Source organism: Shimia sagamensis, from assembly GCF_900182745.1.
In the GTDB taxonomy this organism is placed as follows: Bacteria; Pseudomonadota; Alphaproteobacteria; order Rhodobacterales; family Rhodobacteraceae; genus Shimia; species Shimia sagamensis.
Window position 1 is genome coordinate 350,938 of the sequence record NZ_FXTY01000004.1, and the last position, 23,043, is coordinate 373,980.

24 protein-coding genes are annotated in these 23,043 nt (G+C 56.3%); 16 read left to right on the plus strand and 8 right to left on the minus strand.

Annotated elements, in window-relative coordinates; translation table 11 throughout:
• Window positions 1-26: 26 nt before the first annotated feature.
• From QOL67_RS12520 to QOL67_RS12575, 12 genes are all read left to right on the plus strand, one after another.
• The gene (locus tag QOL67_RS12520) at window positions 27-1,046 is read left to right on the plus strand and encodes a sugar ABC transporter substrate-binding protein (protein ID WP_283426300.1); all 1,020 of its coding nucleotides are present in this window, start codon (window positions 27-29) and stop codon (window positions 1,044-1,046) included.
• Between the two features lie 152 nt (window positions 1,047-1,198).
• Window positions 1,199-2,710, plus strand: coding sequence for a sugar ABC transporter ATP-binding protein (locus QOL67_RS12525; protein ID WP_283426301.1), 1,512 nt, complete (start codon window positions 1,199-1,201; stop codon window positions 2,708-2,710).
• Window positions 2,707-3,732, plus strand: a complete 1,026-nt coding sequence (locus QOL67_RS12530) for an ABC transporter permease (protein ID WP_283426302.1) — start codon at window positions 2,707-2,709, stop codon at window positions 3,730-3,732. The genes QOL67_RS12525 and QOL67_RS12530 overlap by 4 nt, the downstream gene beginning before the upstream one ends.
• 5 nt (window positions 3,733-3,737) lie before the next feature.
• Complete coding sequence (locus QOL67_RS12535; protein WP_283426303.1) at window positions 3,738-4,772, plus strand: ABC transporter permease; 1,035 nt, start codon at window positions 3,738-3,740, stop codon at window positions 4,770-4,772.
• On the plus strand, window positions 4,769-5,740 hold the full coding sequence (locus QOL67_RS12540) for a sugar-binding transcriptional regulator (protein ID WP_283426304.1): 972 nt from the start codon (window positions 4,769-4,771) through the stop codon (window positions 5,738-5,740). The genes QOL67_RS12535 and QOL67_RS12540 overlap by 4 nt, the downstream gene beginning before the upstream one ends.
• The gene (locus QOL67_RS12545; protein ID WP_283426305.1) at window positions 5,733-6,740 is read left to right on the plus strand and encodes an aldo/keto reductase; all 1,008 of its coding nucleotides are present in this window, start codon (window positions 5,733-5,735) and stop codon (window positions 6,738-6,740) included. Before QOL67_RS12540 ends, QOL67_RS12545 begins: the two co-directional genes overlap by 8 nt.
• 57 nt (window positions 6,741-6,797) lie before the next feature.
• Entirely contained in the window at window positions 6,798-8,522 is a 1,725-nt protein-coding gene (locus QOL67_RS12550) for a glycerol-3-phosphate dehydrogenase/oxidase (RefSeq protein ID WP_283426306.1), read from the plus strand.
• On the plus strand, window positions 8,513-9,355 hold the full coding sequence (locus QOL67_RS12555) for a class I fructose-bisphosphate aldolase (RefSeq protein ID WP_283426307.1): 843 nt from the start codon (window positions 8,513-8,515) through the stop codon (window positions 9,353-9,355). The genes QOL67_RS12550 and QOL67_RS12555 overlap by 10 nt, the downstream gene beginning before the upstream one ends.
• Window positions 9,348-10,868: an FGGY-family carbohydrate kinase gene (locus tag QOL67_RS12560; RefSeq protein ID WP_283426308.1), complete on the plus strand. Its 1,521-nt coding sequence runs from the start codon at window positions 9,348-9,350 to the stop codon at window positions 10,866-10,868. The genes QOL67_RS12555 and QOL67_RS12560 overlap by 8 nt, the downstream gene beginning before the upstream one ends.
• A complete protein-coding gene (locus QOL67_RS12565; RefSeq protein WP_283426309.1) occupies window positions 10,865-11,875 on the plus strand; it encodes a zinc-binding alcohol dehydrogenase family protein in 1,011 nt (336 codons plus the stop codon). Before QOL67_RS12560 ends, QOL67_RS12565 begins: the two co-directional genes overlap by 4 nt.
• A gap of 23 nt (window positions 11,876-11,898) precedes the next feature.
• Window positions 11,899-13,512 carry a GMC family oxidoreductase gene (locus QOL67_RS12570; RefSeq protein ID WP_283426310.1) on the plus strand — a complete coding sequence of 538 codons (1,614 nt, stop codon included), beginning with the start codon at window positions 11,899-11,901 and terminating at the stop codon, window positions 13,510-13,512.
• Window positions 13,513-13,803: a putative quinol monooxygenase gene (locus QOL67_RS12575; RefSeq protein WP_283426311.1), complete on the plus strand. Its 291-nt coding sequence runs from the start codon at window positions 13,513-13,515 to the stop codon at window positions 13,801-13,803.
• Window positions 13,804-13,963: 160 nt separating this feature from the next.
• On the opposite strand, the gene QOL67_RS12580 is transcribed toward QOL67_RS12575, so the two are convergent.
• Window positions 13,964-14,980 (minus strand): ribose-phosphate pyrophosphokinase, encoded by a 1,017-nt coding sequence (locus tag QOL67_RS12580; RefSeq protein ID WP_283426312.1) that lies wholly within the window; start codon window positions 14,978-14,980, stop codon window positions 13,964-13,966.
• A 107-nt stretch (window positions 14,981-15,087) separates the two neighbouring features.
• On the opposite strand from QOL67_RS12580, the gene QOL67_RS12585 reads away from it, so the two are divergent.
• Window positions 15,088-15,687, plus strand: coding sequence for a 2-hydroxychromene-2-carboxylate isomerase (locus QOL67_RS12585; protein WP_283426313.1), 600 nt, complete (start codon window positions 15,088-15,090; stop codon window positions 15,685-15,687).
• Between the two features lie 16 nt (window positions 15,688-15,703).
• Window positions 15,704-16,510 (plus strand): alpha/beta fold hydrolase, encoded by an 807-nt coding sequence (locus tag QOL67_RS12590; RefSeq protein WP_283426314.1) that lies wholly within the window; start codon window positions 15,704-15,706, stop codon window positions 16,508-16,510.
• An 84-nt stretch (window positions 16,511-16,594) separates the two neighbouring features.
• Here QOL67_RS12590 and QOL67_RS12595 read toward each other — a convergent pair whose 3' ends face one another.
• Window positions 16,595-16,990: a hypothetical protein gene (locus tag QOL67_RS12595; RefSeq protein ID WP_283426315.1), complete on the minus strand. Its 396-nt coding sequence runs from the start codon at window positions 16,988-16,990 to the stop codon at window positions 16,595-16,597.
• 405 nt (window positions 16,991-17,395) lie between these two features.
• On the opposite strand from QOL67_RS12595, the gene QOL67_RS12600 reads away from it, so the two are divergent.
• Window positions 17,396-18,478: a serine hydrolase domain-containing protein gene (locus QOL67_RS12600; protein WP_283426316.1), complete on the plus strand. Its 1,083-nt coding sequence runs from the start codon at window positions 17,396-17,398 to the stop codon at window positions 18,476-18,478.
• A 7-nt stretch (window positions 18,479-18,485) separates the two neighbouring features.
• Here QOL67_RS12600 and QOL67_RS12605 read toward each other — a convergent pair whose 3' ends face one another.
• The 5 genes from QOL67_RS12605 to QOL67_RS12625 are packed head-to-tail and all read right to left on the minus strand — an operon-like array spanning window position 18,486 to window position 21,603.
• Window positions 18,486-18,704, minus strand: coding sequence for a DUF6500 family protein (locus tag QOL67_RS12605; RefSeq protein ID WP_283426317.1), 219 nt, complete (start codon window positions 18,702-18,704; stop codon window positions 18,486-18,488).
• Window positions 18,705-18,708: 4 nt separating this feature from the next.
• Window positions 18,709-19,758 carry a threonine aldolase family protein gene (locus tag QOL67_RS12610; protein ID WP_283426318.1) on the minus strand — a complete coding sequence of 350 codons (1,050 nt, stop codon included), beginning with the start codon at window positions 19,756-19,758 and terminating at the stop codon, window positions 18,709-18,711.
• Window positions 19,758-20,255, minus strand: a complete 498-nt coding sequence (locus QOL67_RS12615; protein WP_283426319.1) for a YcgN family cysteine cluster protein — start codon at window positions 20,253-20,255, stop codon at window positions 19,758-19,760. Before QOL67_RS12615 ends, QOL67_RS12610 begins: the two co-directional genes overlap by 1 nt.
• Window positions 20,252-21,184 carry a bifunctional riboflavin kinase/FAD synthetase gene (locus QOL67_RS12620; RefSeq protein WP_283426320.1) on the minus strand — a complete coding sequence of 311 codons (933 nt, stop codon included), beginning with the start codon at window positions 21,182-21,184 and terminating at the stop codon, window positions 20,252-20,254. Before QOL67_RS12620 ends, QOL67_RS12615 begins: the two co-directional genes overlap by 4 nt.
• Before the next feature lie 53 nt (window positions 21,185-21,237).
• Window positions 21,238-21,603 carry a winged helix-turn-helix transcriptional regulator gene (locus tag QOL67_RS12625; protein ID WP_283426321.1) on the minus strand — a complete coding sequence of 122 codons (366 nt, stop codon included), beginning with the start codon at window positions 21,601-21,603 and terminating at the stop codon, window positions 21,238-21,240.
• 93 nt (window positions 21,604-21,696) lie between these two features.
• Here QOL67_RS12625 and QOL67_RS12630 point away from each other — a divergent pair, with 93 nt between their 5' ends.
• The gene (locus tag QOL67_RS12630; RefSeq protein ID WP_283426322.1) at window positions 21,697-22,467 is read left to right on the plus strand and encodes a nuclear transport factor 2 family protein; all 771 of its coding nucleotides are present in this window, start codon (window positions 21,697-21,699) and stop codon (window positions 22,465-22,467) included.
• Between the two features lie 64 nt (window positions 22,468-22,531).
• Here QOL67_RS12630 and QOL67_RS12635 read toward each other — a convergent pair whose 3' ends face one another.
• Window positions 22,532-22,975: a MaoC family dehydratase gene (locus QOL67_RS12635; RefSeq protein ID WP_283426323.1), complete on the minus strand. Its 444-nt coding sequence runs from the start codon at window positions 22,973-22,975 to the stop codon at window positions 22,532-22,534.
• Between the last annotated feature and the right edge of the window lie 68 nt (window positions 22,976-23,043).

Below are 23,043 nucleotides of genomic sequence, written 5' to 3' on the forward strand. Positions count from 1 at the left end.
GATCCAATGCATGGGAGGAGTGTGTAATGGGGATCTTTGGAAAGAAACTTATGGCGACCACGTTGATGGTGTCATCCTTGGCGATATCGGCAGGGTCGGCGCTTGCAGACGATGGTAAGCGTATCGCGTTCTTTGTTTCAGACTTGTCCAACGTGTTTCACCAGTCGCAAGCCGCGGCTGCTGAGAAATACGCGATGGAGGAGTATGGCGCGAAGGTTGTTGTGTTTGACGGTCAGGCCGACAGTGCGGTGATGACTCAAAACGTTGATCAGGTTGTTGCTGGTGGCTTTGATGCAGCAACGTTGCACATTTGGGATGCTGAGGCGGCAACGCCTGGTGTGATGGACGCGCTGGACGAGGGCATTGTCATGACCTCCTTCTTTAGCCCAATCACCGACACTGGCATTCCTACGGCCCGCAGCGATGAAGCATCGGTGTCGTTTGAAATGGGCGCCCAAATGGCGACCGCTTGGAAAGAGGCCCATCCAGACAAGCCAATTGTGATGGTGCAGCTTGGCTGGCCAAACCACACAGAGGTCAACTCTGGGCGTACAGCGCCGTTTGTTGAAGGTGTGTTGTCTGTGGATGCGTCGGCCGAAAACCTCGGCGCATTGGACTCCAGCAAAGGTCAGGAAGCGGCCAAGCAGATTATCGTGGACCTCTTGACCCAGCGTCCTGAAGTGAACCTGATCTACTCGGAAGCGTCAAACCTGACCGTTGGCACCATGGCGGGCCTGTCCCAGCTTGGGCGCGGCAAATTTGAAAACGGCAAGCCGTTGACAGAGATCGTGGCCAGCGTGGATTTTGACGCGGTTGAAGTTGACCACGTGTTTGATCCGAACTCGAGCCTGAAAGTGTCCATGGGTTTGCCACCGCTGGAAACAGCGATGGGCCGTATCGACCTGATTATGGACGTGCTTGAGGGTAAGGTTGCGCCGAAATCGGACACCGCTGAAGAGTTCTTCTACAAAGCGTATACCATTTCCAATTGGACAATGGACAAAGCTGATGCGGAGAAGTGGTTGGACAGCCAGTTCGGCGGATAAGTCCACACGAAGGCGGTTGGCGGTTCTGACGTGACCGGGGATGGGTCATAGGGATCGCCAGCTTGCCAGAACTATTTGAGCATTGCGACAAACCCACAACGCTGAGGCGTCGCAAGTCGAGATGAAGTGCTTCGAGCCAGGGGGAAGCAGGCATGACCGAAGAGCAGAAAACATCGGTGCTCTCCGTTGATGGGCTGACAAAAGACTATCCGGGTGTCCGGGCTGTCGACAATGTCACATTTTCTATTCAAAACAGTGTGGTGCACTGTTTGGTTGGGGAGAACGGTGCGGGCAAATCAACGCTGGTTAAGATGCTGACGGGCGCACTTGCGCCAACGGCCGGCGCGATGACGGTGAATGGTAAGGCTTACGTCCCCACCAGTCCGCAAGAGGCACGCGAGGGCGGGATAGCAACTTTGTTCCAAGAGCTGCACGTGGTTGACGAGCTGACAGTACTAGAGAACCTGACGTTGGGCATGGAGAAAAGTCGATTTGGGTTTTTTGTGAAGTCGGACCTTGAAGACCGAGTGACCCAGACTTTGGCCACGATTGAACCTGCCATTGATCCGGCTGCACGGGTGTCGACTTTGAGTGTCGCGCAAAAACAGATTGTTGAAATTGCACGTGCGGCGTCATCCGGCGCAAACATTATCATTATGGATGAACCCACTGCGGCGCTATCAGAGCGCGAAGTGGAGCGTTTGTTCACGGTTATTCGGCGACTGCGCGAAAACAATGTCACTGTGATCTATATCTCTCACAAGCTGGACGAGATATTTGAGTTGGGTGACACGGTCACTGTCATGCGCGACGGCAAACATATCACCACCTGCCCGCTGAGCGACGTGGACGGACGCGCGGAACTGATTGAAATGATGATCGGGCGGACGGTGTTTCAGAGCTATTCACCGCGCGGCAAGATCGGTGAAAAAGTGGTGCTCAAGGCCGAAGGTTTGAACACCAAACTTCTGAAAAATGTGTCCTTTGACATCAAAGAAGGTGAGATCATTGGGTTTTATGGACTGGTTGGGGCCGGAAAAACCGAGGTGGCACGGGCGTTGTTTGGTGCGGACTCTTTTGATGGGAAAGTCACATTTCACGGCAAACCCGGCGGCAGGACACCTAAAGAAGCGATTGCCAAAGGCATCGCGCTGGTGCCGGAGGAACGCCGCACGCAGGGTCTGTTCACCAGTTTGACCATTCGTGAAAACGTGCCGGTGATGAACCTGCCAAGGGTGACGCAAAACGGTGTGTTCAAAGCTGAAGACGTGCGCACTGCGGCCCAGGAGTTTGTCACTCAGCTGGGCATCGCGACCAGCTCCATCGAGAAACACACGGAAAAGCTTTCTGGCGGAAATCAGCAAAAGGTTGTTCTGGCCAAGTGTCTGTTTTCGCAGGCAGACCTTCTGCTTCTGGATGAGCCAACGCGCGGCGTGGATGTTGGTGCTAAGACTGAAATTTATGAAATCATCAAGGACCTGGCAAACGAAGGCAATGCGGTGGCGGTGTTTTCCTCGGAACTGGAAGAAGTTCTAGGCATTTGTGACCGTGTGTTCTTGATGTTTGACGGTTGTCTTCAAGAAGAAATCGAAAACGGCCCAAATGTGGATATCGCCCATATTTTGAATGTGGTGACCGGTGGTCAAGACGAGGATGCACGATGAGCAGCGTGACAGACACTCTCCCTTCAGGGCCAACGCGGTCCAAAATGAGCGACGAAGGGTTCATCTCGTCCCTTGTGGCGGCGGTTGCGATCAGTCTCTTTCTGATAGCCTCGCTGTTGGTTCCCAATTTTTTCCAGTGGCAGAATGTGGTCAATTTGGTCACCAACAATTGGGCGGTGATTGCGCTTGGCGTAGGGGTGTCCTTCCTGTTGGTGTCTGGCAACTTTGACCTGTCGGTGGGAGGCATTGTGGCCTTGTCCGGTGTTTTGTCCGTCTGGTTTGCTCAAAGCACGGAGGGCGCAAATGCGCTGTCCACTGGGCTTGGGCTTCCTTATGGGCTTGCGATTGCATGTGCCCTACTTGGGTCTTTGGCAATTGGTGCTCTGAACGCGTTGTTTGTGGTGCGATTTGGCATCCCGTCGATCATTGTCACCTTGGGTACAATGATGGTGGCGCGTGGCATTGCGCAGGTCATCACCCATGGTTCACAGCGCAACACAAACTTGCCAGATGCCTTTGGCTATCTTGGAAATCTGAGTTTGTTTGGCACATCCATAAAATTTCCCGTGGTGCTTATGGGGCTGTTGTTGGTGGTTGCCATATTTGTGGAGCGGAAAATGGTGTTTGGCCGCATCACCTATTGGATTGGCGCCAACCCGGAGGCCGCAAGCCTGTCTGGCATCGATCGGGCGCGCCATATCACCAAGCTTTATCTGTTTAGTGCCGGTATTGCCGGGGTGGTGGGGATCCTTCTGGCGTCTGAGTACAAATCGGGGTTTTCCAATCGGGGACTGCTGATGGAGTTTGATGCCCTGGTCATTGCATTGCTTGGCGGTGTTGCCATTGCAGGTGGCTTTGGCTCCGTGATTGGCATGTTCTTTGGTGCCATCATTCTTGCGGTGGTCACCTCTGCGGCCACAGGATTGGTGCTTTCGCCGGATTGGCAGTTCATTCTCAAAGCGGTGGCCGTTTTCCTCGCGATTGTCACGCAAACCTGGGCGCTGGCCCGTCGGAATAAGTGAGTACGATGTCGATGTCATCTCAATCCAAAACTGCGGAACAGAGTGTCGCGTCTGGTGCGGCCAACTTCCTGCGCAACTACTATATCTACTTTGTGCTTGTGGCCATCGTAGCGCTGCTTAGCCTGGCCAATCTGGATCAATTTGCCTTGTTTGAGCGGGGAAACTTTCTCAACAAGCGCAACATCATCAATATCTTGCGTGTGTCTGCGCCCATTCTTGTTGTTGCTGGCGCGTTCACATTGCTGATGGTGTCAGGTTACATCGACTTGTCCATTGGCAGCACAATGGGGCTGACCGCGGTGATCTATGCGATGTTGGCGATCAATGGCATGCCGTTTGTGCCCGCCTTTCTGCTGACAATGCTGGCTGGTGCCGTATTGGGAGCGATCAATGGGATCTTGGTTGTGCGCCTCAATATCACGCCTGTGATCGCAACACTGATCACGCTGAGTTTGTTCAAAGGCATTGCGCTGCTGTTGGTGCAGGACGGGGTTTCGGCGATCAAATCCGGTGGTGGATTGAAAATGCCGGCGTGGTTTAATGACTATGGACGGGACGGGGTGTTTCTCAAGTTGCCGGCTGCCTTCTGGGTCGCCGTGGCGGTGACGTTGGTGCTGATTGTTGTGCAAAACCGCGGCAAGCTTGGCAAATACGCAGCCGCAACGGGCGGTAACCCAACTGCGGCCAAACTCTCTGGCATCAATACTGGGCGCACTGTTTTCCTGCTCTATGTCATCGTTGGTGTCACCGCAGCCTTGGCCGGGATTGCCCGATCCAGCTTTATGTCTCTGGGGGATCCGCTGTCTGGCGACGGCATGGAGCTCACCGCGATCCTGGTGGTCCTGCTTGGCGGGACGGCGTTCAGCGGTGGCGAGGGGCGGGTGTTGCGCTCTTTTGTCGGTGCGCTGATCATCATGGCGTTGACCGTCGGCATGTTGACGATTGTCCCTGCGTATTATCAAACACTTGTAATCGGCGCGGCGCTTTTGACAGCGGCGGCCACCAACCACCTTGTTAGTCAAAAGGGCAAAGTATCGTGAGTTCCCTGACCCCAAATCCAGAACAAATGCGTCTCATCGTGCGTGTGTTGTCGATGCATTATGAAGATGAACGTGCGCAGTCTGACATTGCCAAAGCGCTGGAGCTTTCAACGGCCAAGGTGAACCGTCTGATCAAGCAGGGCCGGGAACTTGGCATGGTGCAGATCACGATCAAAAGCCCGTTGATGCGCTTTTTTGATCTCGAACGCGAAATCGCGGATCGCTGGTCTTTGAAACGGTGTTTGGTGGTGCCGTCTGTGACAGGCAGCGAGACATCGACTTTAACTGAAGTGGGCAAGGGCGCTGCGAACCTATTGCTGGATGCGATCCGGGATGGCGACAAGATTGCGGTTTCGGGCGGCAAAACTCTCAGCGTGATGATCGAGAACCTGTCTGTCAGCGCGCATTATGACGTTGAAGTGGTGCCAATGACCGGCGGCGTTCAAGGGCAGCATTACACCGACGTGAACCACATCACGACGCAGCTGGCTGACAAGTTGTCGGGCCGCGCGCGGCTTATTCATGCGCCGCTACACGCGGATTCCGAAGGCGAACGCGATCTGGTGATGTCGGTTAAGTCTGTGCGCGAGGTCATGAGTGAGGCCCGCAGCGCCAATGTGGCTGTGGTGGGCATCGGAGCCGTCGTTGGTGCGGACAGCACATACTACATGGCCCATCCAGTGTCAGAAGTGGAGCGTGCACGGCTGTATAAAACCGGGGTGCGCAGCGAATTTCTCGGCCACCTCATTCAGGAAGACGGCAGTGTTTCTGGCAACACCTACAACTCCCGTCTTGTGGCGCTGCTGCCGCAAGAATTGGCCCGCATTCCCGTCACCATTGCCATCGCGTCGGGGGCCGAAAAGGTCGAACCCATCGCCGCTGCGCTTAATGGTGGGTATTTCAACTCGCTTGTCACGGACGAGCACACCGCAACCGCCTTGCTGAAAGAGGAAGTGCTCAATGCTTGATCGACAGGAACACAACATGCTGACGCGTGAAATTGGCCGCTCTGGTATCCAGGCCTCCGCCATTGGGCTAGGCACCTGGGCCATTGGCGGCTGGATGTGGGGGGGCACAGATGAGGCCAAATCCATCAAGGCCATTCAGGCCTCTATTGACGAAGGTATCAGCCTGATCGACACGGCGCCGGCCTACGGGCAAGGCGTGGCTGAGGAAATTGTCGGCAAGGCCCTTAAGGGACGCCGCGACAAGGTGGTTTTGGCCACCAAATGTGGCTTGGTCTGGCACACACAAAAGGGAAATCACTTTTTTGATTACGACAGCGGCCCAGTGCATCGGTATCTGGGGAAAGACGCGATCATCTATGAGGTGGAGCAAAGCCTGAAGCGCTTGGGCACAGATGTGATTGACCACTACATCACCCATTGGCAGGACCCAACAACGCCGGTTGAAGAGACCATGGAAGCTTTGGAACAGCTCAAAACCCAAGGCAAGATCCGTTCGATTGGCGCCAGCAATACCACACCAGAGGACGTGGCCGCTTATCTCGCCGCAGGTCAATTGGATGCGGTGCAGGAAGAGTACTCCATGATCAAGCGGGATCTGGACACCACAATGGCGCCTCTGTGTGTTGAAAAAGGTGTGTCGATCCTGAGTTATTCGTCGCTCGCGCTGGGTTTGTTAAGCGGCAAAATTGGCCCGGATCGCGTGTTTGAGGGGGATGACCAACGCAAGGACAACCCGCGTTTCTCGATGGCCAATCGCCAAAAAGTGGCGCAGCTCATGCAAGCCATTTCAGAGGTTGCGGAAACACATGGGGCCACGTGTGCCCAAACGGTCATCGCCTGGACCGTGCAACAACCGGGCATAACTTTTTCACTCTGTGGTGCGCGTGATGCTGGTCAAGCCGCGGAAAACGCCAAGGCTGGGCGTTTGCGATTGAGCAGCGACGATCTCGAAGTCATCAGTACTGCGGCTCAAAAGAACCTGACCGACCTCGACGGGTAACTCTCGTCACAATGAAACCTTTGCAACATCGCATGTGCTGCGGTGAACGGGAAAGCTATGTCTGACGCACGCCAAAATAATCTGGCTTTGATCAAGGATAACAATGCCTTTGACGTTGTTGTCGTCGGCGGCGGGGTGAATGGGATCGGTGTCTATAGGGATCTGTCCCTGCAAGGATTGCGGGTCCTGTTGGTGGAGAAAAACGATTTTGCGTCGGGATGTTCTGCGGCACCATCGCGTATGATCCACGGTGGTTTGCGCTATCTGGAAAACGGTGAATTTGATCTGGTGCGAGAGTCGTTGCTGGAGCGTGATGCCTTGTTGCGCAACGCCCCACATATGGTGAAGCCGTTGCCAACCGTGATCCCAATAACCTCTTTGTTTTCTGGCATGTTGAATTCTGCCGCGAGTTTTTTAGGGCGGCAGGGCAAGCCGTCGAGCCGCGGTGCGCTGCCAATCAAATTGGGGCTGGGGCTGTATGACTGGGTGACCCGGAAAAGTCGCGCGGTGCCGAGACATGCCTTTTTTGGCGGGGCGGAAACCCGCAGGCGCTGGCCTGACATCACCGCACAGGCCAAGTGTTCGGCGGTTTACTACGATGCATGGATTTCGCATCCGGAACGGCTGTGTCTGGAAATGATCTCTGATGTGGGTGAAGCCGCGCCGCACTGCGTCGCCCTAAACTATGCCGAGCTGCAAAAATCTGGAGACACTTATACACTGACCTGTCAGCGCTCCGGCAAAAGCTTGGACATTAAGCCCCGCACAATTGTGCATGCAACGGGCGCTTGGTTGGATAAATCGGTGTCAAACTTGGCGGGTGCACCTGAGAAAAAGATGGTGGCCGGCACCAAAGGCTCCCATCTGATCATCGACAACCCTGCGTTGGAAAAGGCGCTCGGTGGCCATATGGCCTATTTTGAGAACGCCGATGGGCGGGTGTGCATTGTGTTCCCGTATCAGGGCAAAGTTCTGGCGGGCTCTACCGATATCCGGGTCGAAGAAGCTGCCCGCGTGCGGTGCGAAGCGGATGAGCTCAACTACATCTTGGATTCGTTGAGGTTGGTGTTTCCCAACATCGAGATGTCCGCAACCGACGTCGTGTTTAGCTACTCGGGCATTCGGCCGTTGCCGCAGAGCACGCAGGAGTTCACTGGGCGTATTTCCCGTGGCCATGATGTCAAAGTGTTGCCCGGAGATGTGCCGCAATTTTGCATGGTTGGCGGTAAGTGGACAACCTTTCGCGCCTTTGCGGAACAAACCGCCGATATGGTTTTGCAAGAGCTGGGCAAGCCCCGGCGCCGCGATACGCGTAATTTGGCAATTGGCGGCGGCAAAGGCTATTCTGAGCAATCCGAGGTGCTTACCCAAGCCTTGCAGCATCGTTTTGCCATCAGCTCGGATCGAGCGCGGCATTTGATGTCGCACTACGGCAGTGCTGCAGCGTCTGTTCAGGCGTTTTGCACATCTTTGGGAGGGGATGTCTCCCTTGGCGAAGGTGTCCAGTATTCGAAAGCCGAGATACGCCGCCTCATCACCGATGAACACGTTCAAACGCTCGCTGACATTGCTTTGCGACGCACCTCTTTGGCGATCACCGGGCAGATATCCTTAGGGCTTATCGGGGGACTGGCGCAGGTGTTGTCAGAGGAGCTGTCCCTGTCAGCTGCGGAAACCACAGCACAGAAAAATCAATTGATCGAAGAATTGTCGGACTTCTACGGGGTGACCCCGCAGATGCTGGCCGAACGCACAAAACAATGGAGTATGAAATGCGCGTAAGCACTAAAGCGCGGATGAACCGCATGTTCACAAATGGCGGGTGTCTGGATGTGGCAATTGACCATGGCGTCTGTAATGAGCCCAGCTTCATGGTGGGTCTGGAAGACATGCCAAGTGTGATGGACACGCTGATCAAGGCCAAGCCGGACGCAATCCAATGTGCTTATGGTCAGGCTGACCTGCTGCAAAACCGCCCTGAAAAGGACAAGCCGGCGTTGGTGATGCGCATCGACATGGGCAACCCCTACAACGACCAGCGCCATCGGGTGATGTGGTCGATGCTACAAAACGCTGATGAACCGATTATTGGCGCGTTGGAAATGGATGCGGCGGCAGTGGTGGTCAATCTGTTCATGTTGCCCGACGAGCCGGAGCTGTTCCGTCAGTGTGTGGAAAACATCAGCCGTGTGCGGGCGTCATGTGACAAATACGGCATGCCTTTGATGATCGAGCCGCTTGTGATGCTGCCCAACGATGTGCGCGGTGGCTATCAAGTTGATGGCGCCGCTGAGAAAATTGTGACCCTCGTGCGCTTGGCCTCAGAAATGGGCGCTGACATTATCAAAGCGGATCCCACTGAAAACGCTGAGGATTTTCACCGCGTGATTGAGGCGGCTCGGGTGCCGGTGCTGGTGCGTGGCGGCGGCAAAGATGATCTTCAATCTGTGCTGAACAAATCCGCTGCTCTTATGGCGCAAGGCGCGCAGGGGATGGTCTACGGGCGCAATATCTATCAGCATGACAATCCGAAGGCTGTGGTCGCTGCGCTGATGGCGCTGATCCACTCCGGCGCTTCGGGTGACGAAGCTTGGGATATATACAACCGTGGTTAAATCAGCGCAAAAATACCTCCTAGGGCTGGATGCAGGCAACACCGTGATCAAGGCGGTGCTGTTTGATCTAGAGGGCCAACAGGTTGCGATGCAGGTATTGGATGGCCAGACCAGCACGCCGCAGCCAGGCTACGTTGAACGTGATTTAGGCGAGCTTTGGGCCAATGCTGGCACTGTGATCGCTGCCTGTATCGCGGAGGCCGAAATTGCCGCGGAACAGATCGCGGCGGTTGGTTGTGCGGGACATGGCAACGGGCTTTATCTGTTGGATAAGTCCGGGGCGCCGCTGCTTGGCATTCAATCTCTGGACACGCGGGCCGCCTCTGTGGCTGAGGAGTTGTCGCTTGCCCATGGTGATCGACTGCATGAGCTCTGCTTGCAAAAACCATGGCCGTCGCAAACACCTGCGCTGTTGGCATGGGTGAAGCGGCATAAGCCGGACCTTTATGCCGCCACCGGTACGGTGCTGTTGTGCAAAGATTTTATCACCAACCGGCTGACTGGCGCGCGGGTCAGTGACATCTCCGACATGTCCGGCTGTGGCCTTACCCGGATGCCTCAGGCCACTTATGACGCAGAGCTTTTGGCGCTGTATGGCTTGGCCGACGCAGAAGAGATGTTGCCGCGCCTGATCGATCCCGCCGATATTGCGGGCCATGTCACGGCTGAGGCGGCAAAAATCACAGGTCTGGCGGAAGGCACGCCAGTGATCGGGGGCTATTTCGATGTGGTCTCCAGTGCCTTGGGCTCTGGGGCGGGCTGTGCGGGGGACGCTTCAATTATTGCGGGCACCTGGAGTATCAATCAGGTGTTCTCTGACGCGCCTGTGGTTGATCCCAACGTCTTTATGGTCAGCGCGTTTGGCGCCGGCCAGTTTGTCAATATCGAGGCCAGCGCCACCTCTGCGGTGAATTTGGAGTGGTACGTCCGTGAATTTGTGGAGCGAGGGGGGCATCACGACGACCCCTTTGGGTACTGCAATCAACGTGTCGGAGAGATTGCGCCGCGACTGGATGATCCATTTTTTCACCCGTTTCTTTACGGCTCGGGGCAAGGCGCAGAGTTTCGCGCTGGGTTTTATGGTGTGGCTGGCTGGCATACTGAAGGCCATATGCTGCGCGCGTTATTTGAAGGGGTGATGTTTGAACACCGTCGTCATATTGCGGTTTTGCAAGATGCCGGGGTGAACATTGACCGCGCTATTTTGTCAGGCGGCGGCGCTCGAAGCCCACATTGGCCGCAAATGTTTGCCGATTGTTTGGGCGTGCCAATTGTGGTGGCCGAGGCGCAGGAAACCGGCGCGCTGGGTGCCGCAATTGGTGCTGCGGTGGCCGTGGAGCTGGTGGCGGATTATGCGGAGGGCATCGCCAAAATGACGCGCCCACGCCAGACCTTTGCGCCCAATCCGGCGATGCGCGCGCATTACCAAAAACGCGCCGAAATTTTTGCGACCCTGTCAGACGCAATGCAACCTATCTGGGCGCAGATGCGCTCTCTGGAGGACAACTCATGAAAGCCATTGGTTTTGTAAACTCTCTGCCCATCGAACACGCGGACAGCCTGTTTGAAGTTGATATGCCCACGCCTGAAATTGGCGCCATGGACCTGTTGGTTGCGGTTGAAGCCATTTCAGTCAATCCAGCAGACGCCAAACGGCGCATTCGCACTGCCGTGGACGCGCCACATGAAGCTCCGATGATTTTGGGCTATGACGCTGTTGGCCGCATTGAGGCCATCGGGGCAGATGTATCCGGTTTCGAGGTGGGAGATCGTGTTTGGTATGCGGGGGATGCAAACCGCCCCGGGTCTTATGCGGAACTACAGGCCGTGGATCACAGGATAGTGTCCCACGCGCCTGGCAATGTGGTGCCGGAGGCGGCTGCGGCCCTGCCCTTGGTGTCGCTCACAAGCTGGGAAATGTTGTTTGACCGATTGCAGGTGGCCTCTGGGCCGTCCCGCAAATCGTTGCTGGTGATTGGTGGCGCCGGAGGGGTCGGGTCCATCACACAACAGTTGGCACGCAAGCTCACGGGCTTGGAAGTCATTGCCACCGCGTCGCGCAAAGAAAGTGCACAGTGGTGTCGAAAAATGGGGGCACATGAGGTTGTGAACCACCGCGATCTGATTGCGGACACACGGGCCAGCGGCCGGGAGTTTGTAGACTTCATCGCGCAATATGCCGACACAGCCCAGCACTGGGATGCCATGTGTGACTTGATCGCTCCTCAGGGTCGGATCGGCACCATTGTGGAAACGGATGAAAAGCTTGATATCTCGGCGCTACAAGGCAAGTCAGCGGCTTTGATGTGGGAGCTTATGTTCACGCGCTCCCTGTTTGGGACGCCGGATATGGCACGTCAGGGGCAGATACTGGCCCGCATGGCGCGCTTGGTGGATGATGGCATCGTCAGCACAACGGAAACCACCACGCTACGTGGTTTAAGCGCTGACACCTTGAAAGAGGCGCATGCGTTGATTGAGCGCGGCACTATGATTGGCAAGCTTGTGGTTGCCTTCTGATCCAAACAGCCGAGACTAAGAATATGACAATTCCAACCCCTTTAGAGGGTGACTACGACTACATCATAGTTGGGGCGGGGACCGCTGGATGTGTGCTGGCAAACCGCTTGACAGAAGATCCCAAAACCCGGGTTCTTTTGTTGGAGGCAGGCAAGTCGGACAATTACCATTGGGTGCACATCCCGGTTGGCTATTTGTATTGCATCGGCAACCCGCGCACCGACTGGATGATGAAAACCGCCAATGAGTCTGGCTTGAATGGGCGGGCGCTGGTCTATCCACGTGGCAAGGTGTTGGGCGGCTGTTCCTCAGTGAACGGCATGATTTACATGCGCGGGCAGGCTGCGGATTATGACCACTGGCGGCAATTGGGAAATGCCGGTTGGTCGTGGGATGACGTCTTGCCGTATTTTCGAAAATCGGAAGATCACCATGCCGGTGAGAACGCGTTGCATGGGGCGGGCGGCGAATGGAAAGTGTCCAAACAACGCTTGGGCTGGGAGATCCTTGAGGCGGTTCAGGAGGGCGCGCGCGAATTTGGCATCGCGCCACGCGCTGACTTCAACGATGGGAACAACGAGGGCAGCGGCCTGTTTGAAGTGAACCAGAAAGGCGGGGTCCGCTGGAACACGTCCAAAGCGTTTTTGCGTCCGGCCATGAAGCGGCCCAATCTGCGTGTGATTACTGAAGCACATACCGATCATGTGGTGCTTGAGGGCACGCGGGTCACGGGCGTGCATTTCACCCACAGGGGGCAGAAAACATTGGCCAAAGCCAGTGCGGAAGTTTTGCTTGCCGCAGGGGCGATCAACTCTCCCAAAATTCTGGAACTGTCGGGTATTGGGCGCGTGGACGTGCTGAAAGAACACGGCATTGATGTACAACACATGAGTGCGGGTGTTGGCGAAAACCTGCAGGATCACTTGCAAATTCGCACTGTGTTTAAGGTCAAAAACGCCAAAACGCTGAACACCATGGCAAATTCAATCATAGGCAAAGCGCGGATCGGGTTGCAGTATATGTTCACCCAGTCGGGGCCGATGTCGATGGCTCCCAGTCAATTTGGCATGTTCACCAAGTCAGATCCTGCGATGGCGACGCCTGATCTGGAGTACCATGTGCAACCCTTGTCCACCGACAAATTGGGAGACCCATTGCATCCCTATCCGGCCATCACTGTGTCTGTCTGTAACTTGCGGCCAGAGAGTGTTGGCAGTTGCCATATCTCGACTTCGGACCGGCAGGTTCAACCAGACATTCAGTTGAATTACTTGTCTGCTGCCAAAGACCGGCAAGTGGCCCTGACGTCTGTGAAGCAGGTGCGCGAGATTATGACGGCCACCGCCCTTGCACCTCACGCGCCTGAAGAGATGCTCCCGGGAGCTGAGGTGGAAAGTGATGACGCGCTACTTTCTGCCATTGGCGATATTGCCACCACAATTTTTCACCCGGTTGGAACCTGCAAAATGGGCACGGACGATGCCGCTGTAGTGGGGCCGGACTTGCGGGTGAGAGGGCTTGAAGGTCTGCGCGTGGTCGATGCCTCTATCATGCCGAAAATTGTGTCCGGCAACACGGCCTCACCTGTGATCATGATCGCAGAAAAGGCCGCCGACCTTATCCGGGAGGCCCATTAGATGACTGTATTTGTCGTTGTTGCCGAAGTGGAGGCTGGTGATGGTCATGAGGAGGCCATGGCGGCTGAGCTTAAGCTGTTGACCGCGGCGTCACGCGCAGAGGCTGGATGTGTGCAATACAGTCTTTGCGAAGAAGAGGGCGCAACTGGACAGTGGTTGATCTACGAGGTGTGGCAGTCAGAAATGCATTGGCGGCAGCACTTAGAGACTGATGCGTTTCGGGCATTTAAGTTTGATGTTGTGCCCAGCATTGGGCGCTTGTCTGCTCGAAAGTTTCGGCCTGTTCGTTAGGGAGTATCTGGTACCCAAACGGGCGATAGAAAGTACAGGTATGGTCATGGTCTGCTTGTCACTGATCGCCGTCACTCGGAGGTGCTCGAGATACTCACAGAAAAAGCCCCGACGTTTTCGCCGGGGCTTTCTCGTATCGTTAGAGCGGTTGACCCTCCGATCAGGTCTTGAACAGACCTTCGTAAGCTGGCTCCAGCGTCTCGGTTTCAAACAGCGAGCTCACGGACGTGCCGTTGGCGGTGTTCAGGATCGCCTGAGCAAACATCGGGGCGGTGGGCACGATGCGGATGTTGCTGGCGCCCTTTACGGCCTCGGTGGGCTCGATGCTGTCGGTGATCACCAGCGACTTCATCACCGAGTTGGTGATGCGCTCAATCGCCGGGCCGGACAACACACCGTGGGAGATATAGCTGTGCACCTCGGTGGCGCCATGCTCGATCAGCACTTCGGCGGCTTTACACAGCGTGCCGGCAGTGTCGCAGATGTCGTCCACGATGATACATTTTTTGCCTGCGACGTTGCCGATCACGGTCATCTCGGCAATTTCGCCCGGTTTCTCGCGCCGTTTGTCGACGATGGCCAGGGGGGCGTTGATACGTTTCGCCAATTCGCGTGCGCGGGCCACACCACCCACATCCGGGGAGATGATCATCACGTCGTCCAGCTGATCTTTGAACTGCGCTTTGATGTCGAGCGCAAACACCGGGGAGGCGTAAAGGTTGTCGACCGGGATGTCGAAGAAGCCTTGGATTTGGGCAGCGTGCAGATCCATGGTCAGGATGCGCTCGATGCCAGCCTCAACCATCATGTTGGCGACCAGCTTGGCGGTGATGGGTGTGCGGGCCTTGGTGCGACGATCCTGACGGGCGTAGCCGAAGTAGGGGATCACGGCGGTGATGCGGCTGGCCGAGGAGCGGCGCAGGGCGTCGGACATGATCAGCAGTTCCATCAGGTTGTCGTTTGCCGGATTGGAGGTCGACTGGATGATGAACATGTCTTCGCCGCGCACGTTGTCGTAGACTTCGACAAAGATTTCGGCGTCGTTGAAACGCTCGACACGGGCGTCGATCAGGTTGACGTTGCTGCCCCGGTGCATCGACATGCGCCGCGCGATGGCGCTGGCAAGCGGTTTGTTGGCATTGCCAGTGATCAGTTTTGGTTCAAGAATGGTGGCCATAGCGCGGTAATCCCCAGGTGGCTTTGGTGACAGATTCGTGACGTTGCACTCGCCTTAACATGGCCCTAACGTCCCGCAAAGCGACGTGCGTGCTATGGGAGGCAAAAATGGCCACGATCACCTACTATTTCTCAACAATTTCTCCGTATTCCTATTTGGCAGGCACACGGTTGGAACAGATCGCGGCCAAACACGGCGCGGAGATCGTTTATAAGCCGCTCGATATTGTGGCGCTGTTTGGCCGCACCGGGGGCACGCCACCGAAAGAACGTCACGTCAGCCGGCAGGAATACCGCGCGCAGGAAATGCAGCGGCAGGCTAAGAAGCTGGGCATGGACTTCAATCTGAACCCGGCACATTGGCCGACCAATATGGCGCCATCCTCTTATGCCTTCATTGCGGCGGCAAATTCCGGTGGTGGCGACTTGGGTGCTTTGGCGCATGGGTTTTTGCGGGCGTGCTGGGCTGAGGAGAAAGACATCGCACAGGATGATGTGATCCGCGCCTGTTTGACTGAGGCCGGGTTTGATCCGTCGCTGGCGGACAGCGGCTTGTTGGTTGGAGCGGAGACCTATGCCCGCAATCTGGATGAAGCGGTGGAAGCGGGGGCCTTTGGTGCGCCGTTTTATGTGACGGACGATGGGGCGCGGTTCTGGGGGCAGGACCGGTTGGACGATTTGGACGCGCATTTAGCGGGTGAGTTGTAAGGACACTTCAAGAGCTATGGCACTGGACACCAGAAAGACGCCTGACATGCATTGGCGTGTGTTGGGGCAGGGGCCGCGTGCGGCTTTGGCGCTGCATTGCAACCTTGGGCATTCGGGTGCCTTTCGCGGCATTGGCGCGGCGCTGGACGATCTGTTGACGATTGAGGCACCAGACATGCCGGGCCATGGGCGCAGTGCGGAGTATGTGCCGGGTACGTTGACCGGCCAGACCATGTTGGATGCGATATTGGCGCGTCTGGACGGCCCGGTGGATGTGATTGGGCATTCCTATGGCGGGCTGCTGGGGCTGCAGTTGGCGATTGAGCGGCCGGATCTGGTGCGCTCATTGTCGTTGTTTGAGCCAGTTATGATGCTGGCGGCCAAGGCGGCTGCGCCGGAGGCCGTGGCCAAGAATGATGCGCATATGGGGCAGGTGTTTGCCCTCAATGACGCTGGTGATCCGGAAGCGGCGGTACGCATGTTTGTGGAGGAGTGGGGGAACGGGACGTCTTGGGAAGCGTTGCCGGAAGAGACCCGCGCGACCTTCACGCGGCAGGTGCCGTTTGTGGTGGCCTCTCAGCAGGATGTGCTGGAAGACATTGGCACCATCATGCCGCGATTGGGCGAGATTGCCGTGCCGGTGGTGGTGATGGACGGGGCGGAGAGCCCTGCGATTATGAAGCCGGTTTGTGATGGCGTTGCAGGCGCGGTGCAGAACGGGCGGCGGGTGACCGTGGCCGGTGCGGGGCATATGGGCGCGATCACCCATGCGGATGTGCTGGCGGCTGAGGTGCGGCGGATGGTTGAGAGTACGCTGGACTAGGTTGTCGGGCATCAATCGGTGCCGTTGCAGCGATCAGTTGAATTCATCGGGGAAAGCTGTCGGTCTGGGGGATTTGGCGCTTTGCTATTGCGTGCGTTTCCTTACTCGTTTTGTAAGCGCAATCGCAATTGCCAACCAAAAACCGGAACGCAGACTCATGGCACCGATTGTGCGCCATTCAAATGCGGTTCCATTAAGGGCCATTGCAATCAGTATGGTGAATATCAAAAAGGTGCCAATCCCTATCACCCATGAGGCTCGAAGCCCCCAAGTCGTCGAAAAAACGAGCGCAAATGCGCCAAGGATATAGGCGAAGCCGGCCAGAAAATTGAACCAAAGAACCAATGGAACAGCGTCCCCGGCCGCAGCTTTGGCGGCGGAATTACCAAAAAGAACCATACCTCCAGAAAAAACGGTCAGGGCACCAAAAAGCGCTGCAACTATTGCCGTAGGACGAACCCATTTTGGAATTTCGGACATCGCACACCCCCGATAAATGCCGTCGATTGACATAACGTTTCGAGTCTAGCCCACTTCAGGGCTACTAACTTGACTGAAATCAATGGCCTGGCTGTTTGGGTCGTTTCTCCAAAAACAAAAGGGGCTGGTGAGAAATTTCTCACCACAATATTGTTGAAAAGAATGTACTGGATTGAAGAACCGAGTGCTTCGCCCCCCGACAAAAGCACTTGCGGCACTTTCTCAAACTGATCCAGTTTGTGATTTTGGCTCCACCAGCCTCTTCCGTTGGCAGGACTGGAGAGGCTCTTCTAAAACGAATGTTTGGCTTGATCAGTTCTGAGCAACGGTCGCCACAAACCGACTTGATATTTAGTACAGGACTTGTCAGCTCTGGGTTGTGATAAATTCACGAGGGCATTTGTCATGCGAAAACTGTTTGTTTGGTCTATCCTCACGTTGATGTTGGGTGTCTTTGCCCTTGTCACTGTGCCGCGAGTTTGGAACCCTTCACCGGAGACACAAACCGCACATAGTTTTGCGGATTTCGACAGCTCCCAGATTGGAGCGCTTTGGCCTGCGCCGGGGCCGGATGATCGCAAGCGGGCGCGTATGATCTTGTATAAAGGCGATGTCATTTTTGCCGACGGTCCTACTGATCTGATCATGAACACCCATTCGATGCGCAAATCCATCATGAGCCTGATGTATGGCATTGCGGTGGATAAGGGGCTGATTGACCTAAACAAAACACTGGCGGAGTTGGGAATTGATGAAACCATTCCCCTCACAGCGCAGGAAAAAACCGCGACCATACGGGATTTGTTGATGTTCCGGTCGGGGGTGTTTTTGCCTGCCGCCGGGGAACATGACGCGCAGATCACGGATCGGCCGCAGCGGGACAGTTACAAACCCGGCGCGTACTTCTTTGCCAACAATTTTGATGCCAACGCGCTTGGCACGATCTTTGTGCAGGAAACCGGCTATGAAATTGGGGCGTTCATGGACGCGTTCCTGGCGAAGCCGTTGGGGATGCAGGATTTTCAGGCAGAGAATGTGATTATGGGCGACCCGTGGTTTATGCCCAGCACAGATACGCAACACCCGCATTATCACACCTATATGAGCGCACGGGATTTTGCGCGGATTGGCGTGATGGTGGCGCAGGAAGGCGTCTGGCGGGGGCAGCAAGTTGTGCCGGAAAGCTGGATCGCGCTCTCAACCGCGCCGCATAGTGATCTGCGCGACAATCATATTGGCTACGGGCAATACAGCCATGCGGGGTATCTTTGGTGGATAAAAGACGCGGATGGCACGGTGTGGACCGACGGCTACGGTGAGCACTTTATGATGGTTGATGCGGCGCGGGATTTGGTGCTGATTGAGCGAAATTACACCGGCAACTCTTATCTCAGCACCGGACTTTGGATGTTTGTGTACGGAAACCGCTCGCAATCTCTAAACGGAATGCGCGCGGCTTATAAGTGGTTGGTTCAAGAGAGGCTTTGAGCGGTTCTTATGCGCCGGACAGGATCATATCCCGCACCTTTACAGCTTTCTCAAAGTGGTCCAGCTCATGGGTTTGGATCCACCAGGTGGCGGCCTCCATCAGCAGCTCCGGGTTGTCGTTCTTGTTGGCAAAGAAGGCATAGAAGGACAGGCCGACGGTCTCACCTTTCTTGGTGATCTTGTCGTTGCAAATCTGAACTGCTTTGGCGCGTAGGCTGTCTCTCACCGGATTATTTCCCTGCGGCCAGATCGAGGAATTGGTCGATCACCTCTTTGTTGAGCGACCAGTCACAGACCAAACGCGCGGTGACCATCTCGGCGTCGTCACCCTCTAGAGTGCCGTCCCAGAGGTGGTAGACCGCGCCGGCGTCCAGCAGGCGTTTGTGGGTGGCGCGGGGCAGGGCGACAAACATCATGTTGGCCTGTGGCGGGTATTTGAAGGTGGCCCCAAGTGCGCGTAGGCCGCCAGCGAGATGGGCGGCGTTGGCGTTGGCTTTGGTGGCGGCTTCGATCCAGACGTCGTCTTGCAGGTAGCCGAGCATTTGCGCGGAAAGGTAGCGGTGTTTGGAGAACAGGTGGCCGCCACGTTTGCGGCGCAGTTCGAACTCCCAGGCGTGTTTGGGATCAAAGAAGATCACCGCTTCGACCCCCATACAGCCGTTTTTAGTCCCGCCAAAGCTGACCGCGTCGACACCGGCTTTCCAGGTCATTTCGGCAGGGGTGCAGCCAAGCGCGACCATGGCGTTGGTGAAGCGCGCGCCGTCCAGATGCACGGGCAGGTCGTAGGATTTGGCCACATCACACAGCGCGGTGAGTTCGGCGAGGGTGTAGACGGTGCCGTATTCGGTGACCTGCGTGATCGACACAGGGCCACGTTGCGGGCCGTGCACGCCGCGGGTCTCTTCGACCTCGATGGCGGCGCGCAGTGATGCTGGCGTCATCTTGTCGACGTCTTTGTCCGCCGCCAGTGTGAGTTTGGCACCGCCAGTGTAAAACTCGGGCGCATTGCACTCGTCCTTGTGGATATGCGCCACTTCTGTACAGAAGATGGTTTGCCAAGGATCACAAAGGGTTGCAAGCGCAAGTGAATTTGCCGTGGTGCCGGTGGAGACCAAATAAACGGCTGCCTCGGGAGCTTCAAAAATCTTGCGGATTTTGGCGGTGACTTGGGTCATTTCCACGTCGTCGCCATAGCCCATGGCGTAGCCGTCGTTGGCTTCGGTAATGGCGGCGAGGACCTCGGGCAGCGCGGCGCCGGAGTTGTCAGAGGCAAAGTGCATTAGGAGGGCTCCTCGATGATAAAGTCTTCCCACTGCTCCAGCGGGGTTTCGAATTCGGATACGGTTTGGTGCTGCACAGAGACACCCGCGTCGTGCACCGTATCTGGCGTGCCGGAGATCAACGGGTGCCAGTCATAAAGCGGCTTCTTTTCCCACAACAGGCGATACGCGCAGGTTTGCGGCATCCAATAGGCGTGCTCGTGGATGTTTTGCGGGGTCATCACAATGCATTCCGGCACAAATTGATGGCGGATGTCGTATTGCACACAGCGGCAGGTCTCATCGTCCAGCAGCCGGCAGGCAACGCGGGTCAGGGCGACTTCGCCGGTGTCCTCGTCCTCGAGCTTGTTGAGGCAGCATTTGCCGCAGCCATCACAAAGCGCCTCCCACTCTTTGTCGTTGAGGGAGGTCAGCGGCTTCTTTTCCCAGAAGCGTTTGGCGAGGCCGTGGCGCTCGATGGGATCGCTGGGGGCTTTTAGAAAAGGGGGGCGTGTCATAGGGCATTCAGGATGTTGCGGGCGTCGTCGCAGTCTTGTGCAATTTGAGCAACAAGCGCGTCGAGGCTGTCATATTTCTCTTCTGGACGCAGGTACTCAACAAGGCCAACAGACAGGGTGTGGCCGTAGAGGTCGCCTGAGAAATCAAACAGGAAGGTTTCGATATTGGCTTTGTTTTCGCCAAACATCGGGCGAGTGCCAATGGAGGCGGCGCCAAAATAGCTGCCGGTGTGCGGGCCGTCGAGCACGTCCACAAGAACCGCATAGACGCCGTATTTGGGCTGGTGCAGATCGTCGATGGACATGTTGGCGGTGGGAAAGCCGAGATCGCGGCCGCGTTGTTCGCCGCCAATCACCGACCCGTCAATGCGGTGCCAGTGGCCGAGCATGTTGGCAGCGTCGCGGGGGCGGCCGTCTGAGAGGGCTTGGCGGATGGAGGTTGAAGAGACCTGACCGTCGCCGGCTTGAATGAGCGGAGCGACGGTGACGCCAAAGCCAAACTCTTGGCCAAAGGCCACAAGATCGTCTGCGGTGCCCTTGCGGCCTTTACCAAAGCAGAAGTCGGCACCAACCACCACATGGGTGAGGCCGAGGCCTTTGGCGATCACGTCGCGGGCAAATTCCTCCGGGGTGAGGCTGGAGAGCGCGGTGTTGAACGGCAGTTCATATAGCTTGTCGACACCGAGTTTTTCCAGACGGTGCGCGCGGGTTTCGGCGCTGGCCAAGCGGAACGGTGGCGCGTCGGGCGCAAAATATTCACGTGGATGTGGCTCAAAGGTCATGATGCCGAGAGGCGCGTCAGGCGCGGCATTGTGGGCAAGGTTAATCACCGATTGGTGGCCCAAATGCACGCCGTCAAAATTGCCAATCGCGACGCTGGCGCCGCGATCTTGGGGTGTCACAAACTGGTAGTCGCGAATGATCTGCATGTGGCAGGGTTAGCTCTTGAAGCGGCAAGGCGCAAGAGAGGACGCAACGGCGGTTACTGGTCTGCCAAATTGCGCGATTGTGCGATATCGTCAAAGTTCTCCGCAGCCCAATCCACCAGCGGTTTCAAAACCGTAAGCAGCGCAAACCCGCGATCGGTGAGCGCATAGCTGACGGCCAGGGGCGGGCCAGGATGAACCGTGCGAGTCAAATGACCGTCGCGTTCCAATGTGCGCAGGTTCTCGGTCAATACCCGTTGCGTCACATCGCCAATAGATCGCTTTAATTCGCCAAAGCGCTGCGCACCGTTGCCCAGATTGAGAACTATCAGCAATTGCCATTTTCCGGTCACGCGGGTCAGGACAGACCGCACCGGGCAGTTCTCAGCCTCCTCTTTTGTAAGGGCGGTTACTTTGACCATACTTCGTTCCTTTGAGGTGCGTAATTGATACTTGGTGCAGAAATAATACCTTCTCAATCACTATGAAAACAAGGTGATTCGAAAGGCTGTCTTATGACCATCACTGAAACTGTTCTGAATGCGGTGTCCGCGCTGTTCATTCAATTTGACCCGGAGGCCGCGACGGAGCTGTTGGCGCCGGATTACATTCAACACAATCCAGCAGTGCCCACTGGCGCGGCTCCCATTATCGGCTTCATTCCGGCACTCAAGGCAAGTGGCATCACAATCGACACACATCGGGTGATCACGGAGGGGGATTTTGTGGTTTTGCACACCACTTACAACAACGCACAGGCCTTTGGGTCGGAGACTTTGGTGGCGTTTGACGTGTTCCGAGTAGAGGGTGGAAAAGTCGCGGAACATTGGGACAATCTTCAACCGCTCGCGGCACCCAACCCTTCCGGTCGTTTGATGACGGACGGTGGCACCGAGGTTGTTGATCTCGAAAAAACGGCTGAGAACAAGGCGGTTGTGACGGCGTTTGTAACGGATGTGCTGCACGGACAGGCGCCTGAAAACATTGCGAATTACATCTCGGCGGACACGTACTTGCAGCACAATCCCTTGGTTGCGGATGGGTTGGATGGACTTGGCGCGGCGTTGGCAGCCATGGCACAGGCGGGGCAGAAAATGCGCTATGACGAAACCCATTTGATTGTTGCGGAAGGCAATTTTGTGTTTACGGCGTCTGAAGGTGCGTTGGGAGATACCCCAACCGCGTTTTTCGATTTGTTCCGCGTGGCTGATGGCAAAATCGTTGAACATTGGGACACGATCAGTGAGATTCCAGCCGAGATGTCGCATGAGAATGGTAAGTTCTAAAGCAAATAGGGCGGTGCTTTTGGCGCCGCCCTACCGTTTTGGAGGAGATTTGTGTTGGGAATGATCAGTCCAGCTTGCGGGACGGCGCCAGCACGGTGGCTTCACCCGCGAGGACTTTTTTGCCCTCTACCATACAGGCGCATTCAAGTTTTACGCGGCGTTTGCTTATGTCGATGTCGGTGACGGTCACGGAGGCCACAACGGTGTCGTCCGGGCGCACCGGGGCGAGGAATTTCAGCGACTGGCCCATGTAGATGGTGCCATGGCCGGGCAGTTGCTCACCGATCACAGCGGAGATCAGGCCAGCAGTGAGCATGCCATGCGCGATGCGGCCGCCAAACATGGTGTCTTTGGCATAGTCCTCGTCCAGATGCACCGGGTTGTGGTCGGTGGACACGGCGGCAAACATTTCGATGTCCTGATCGGTCACGGTTTTGCGCACGTAGCGAGTCATGCCGATTTCGAGGTCTTCGATAAATATGGTGCCGCGAGGCAGATTGTCCAACATTGGGCCCTCCGAGTCTGGATTGGCTGTGCAATTAAGTGACGCAATTTGTGCTTGATTGGCAATATTGT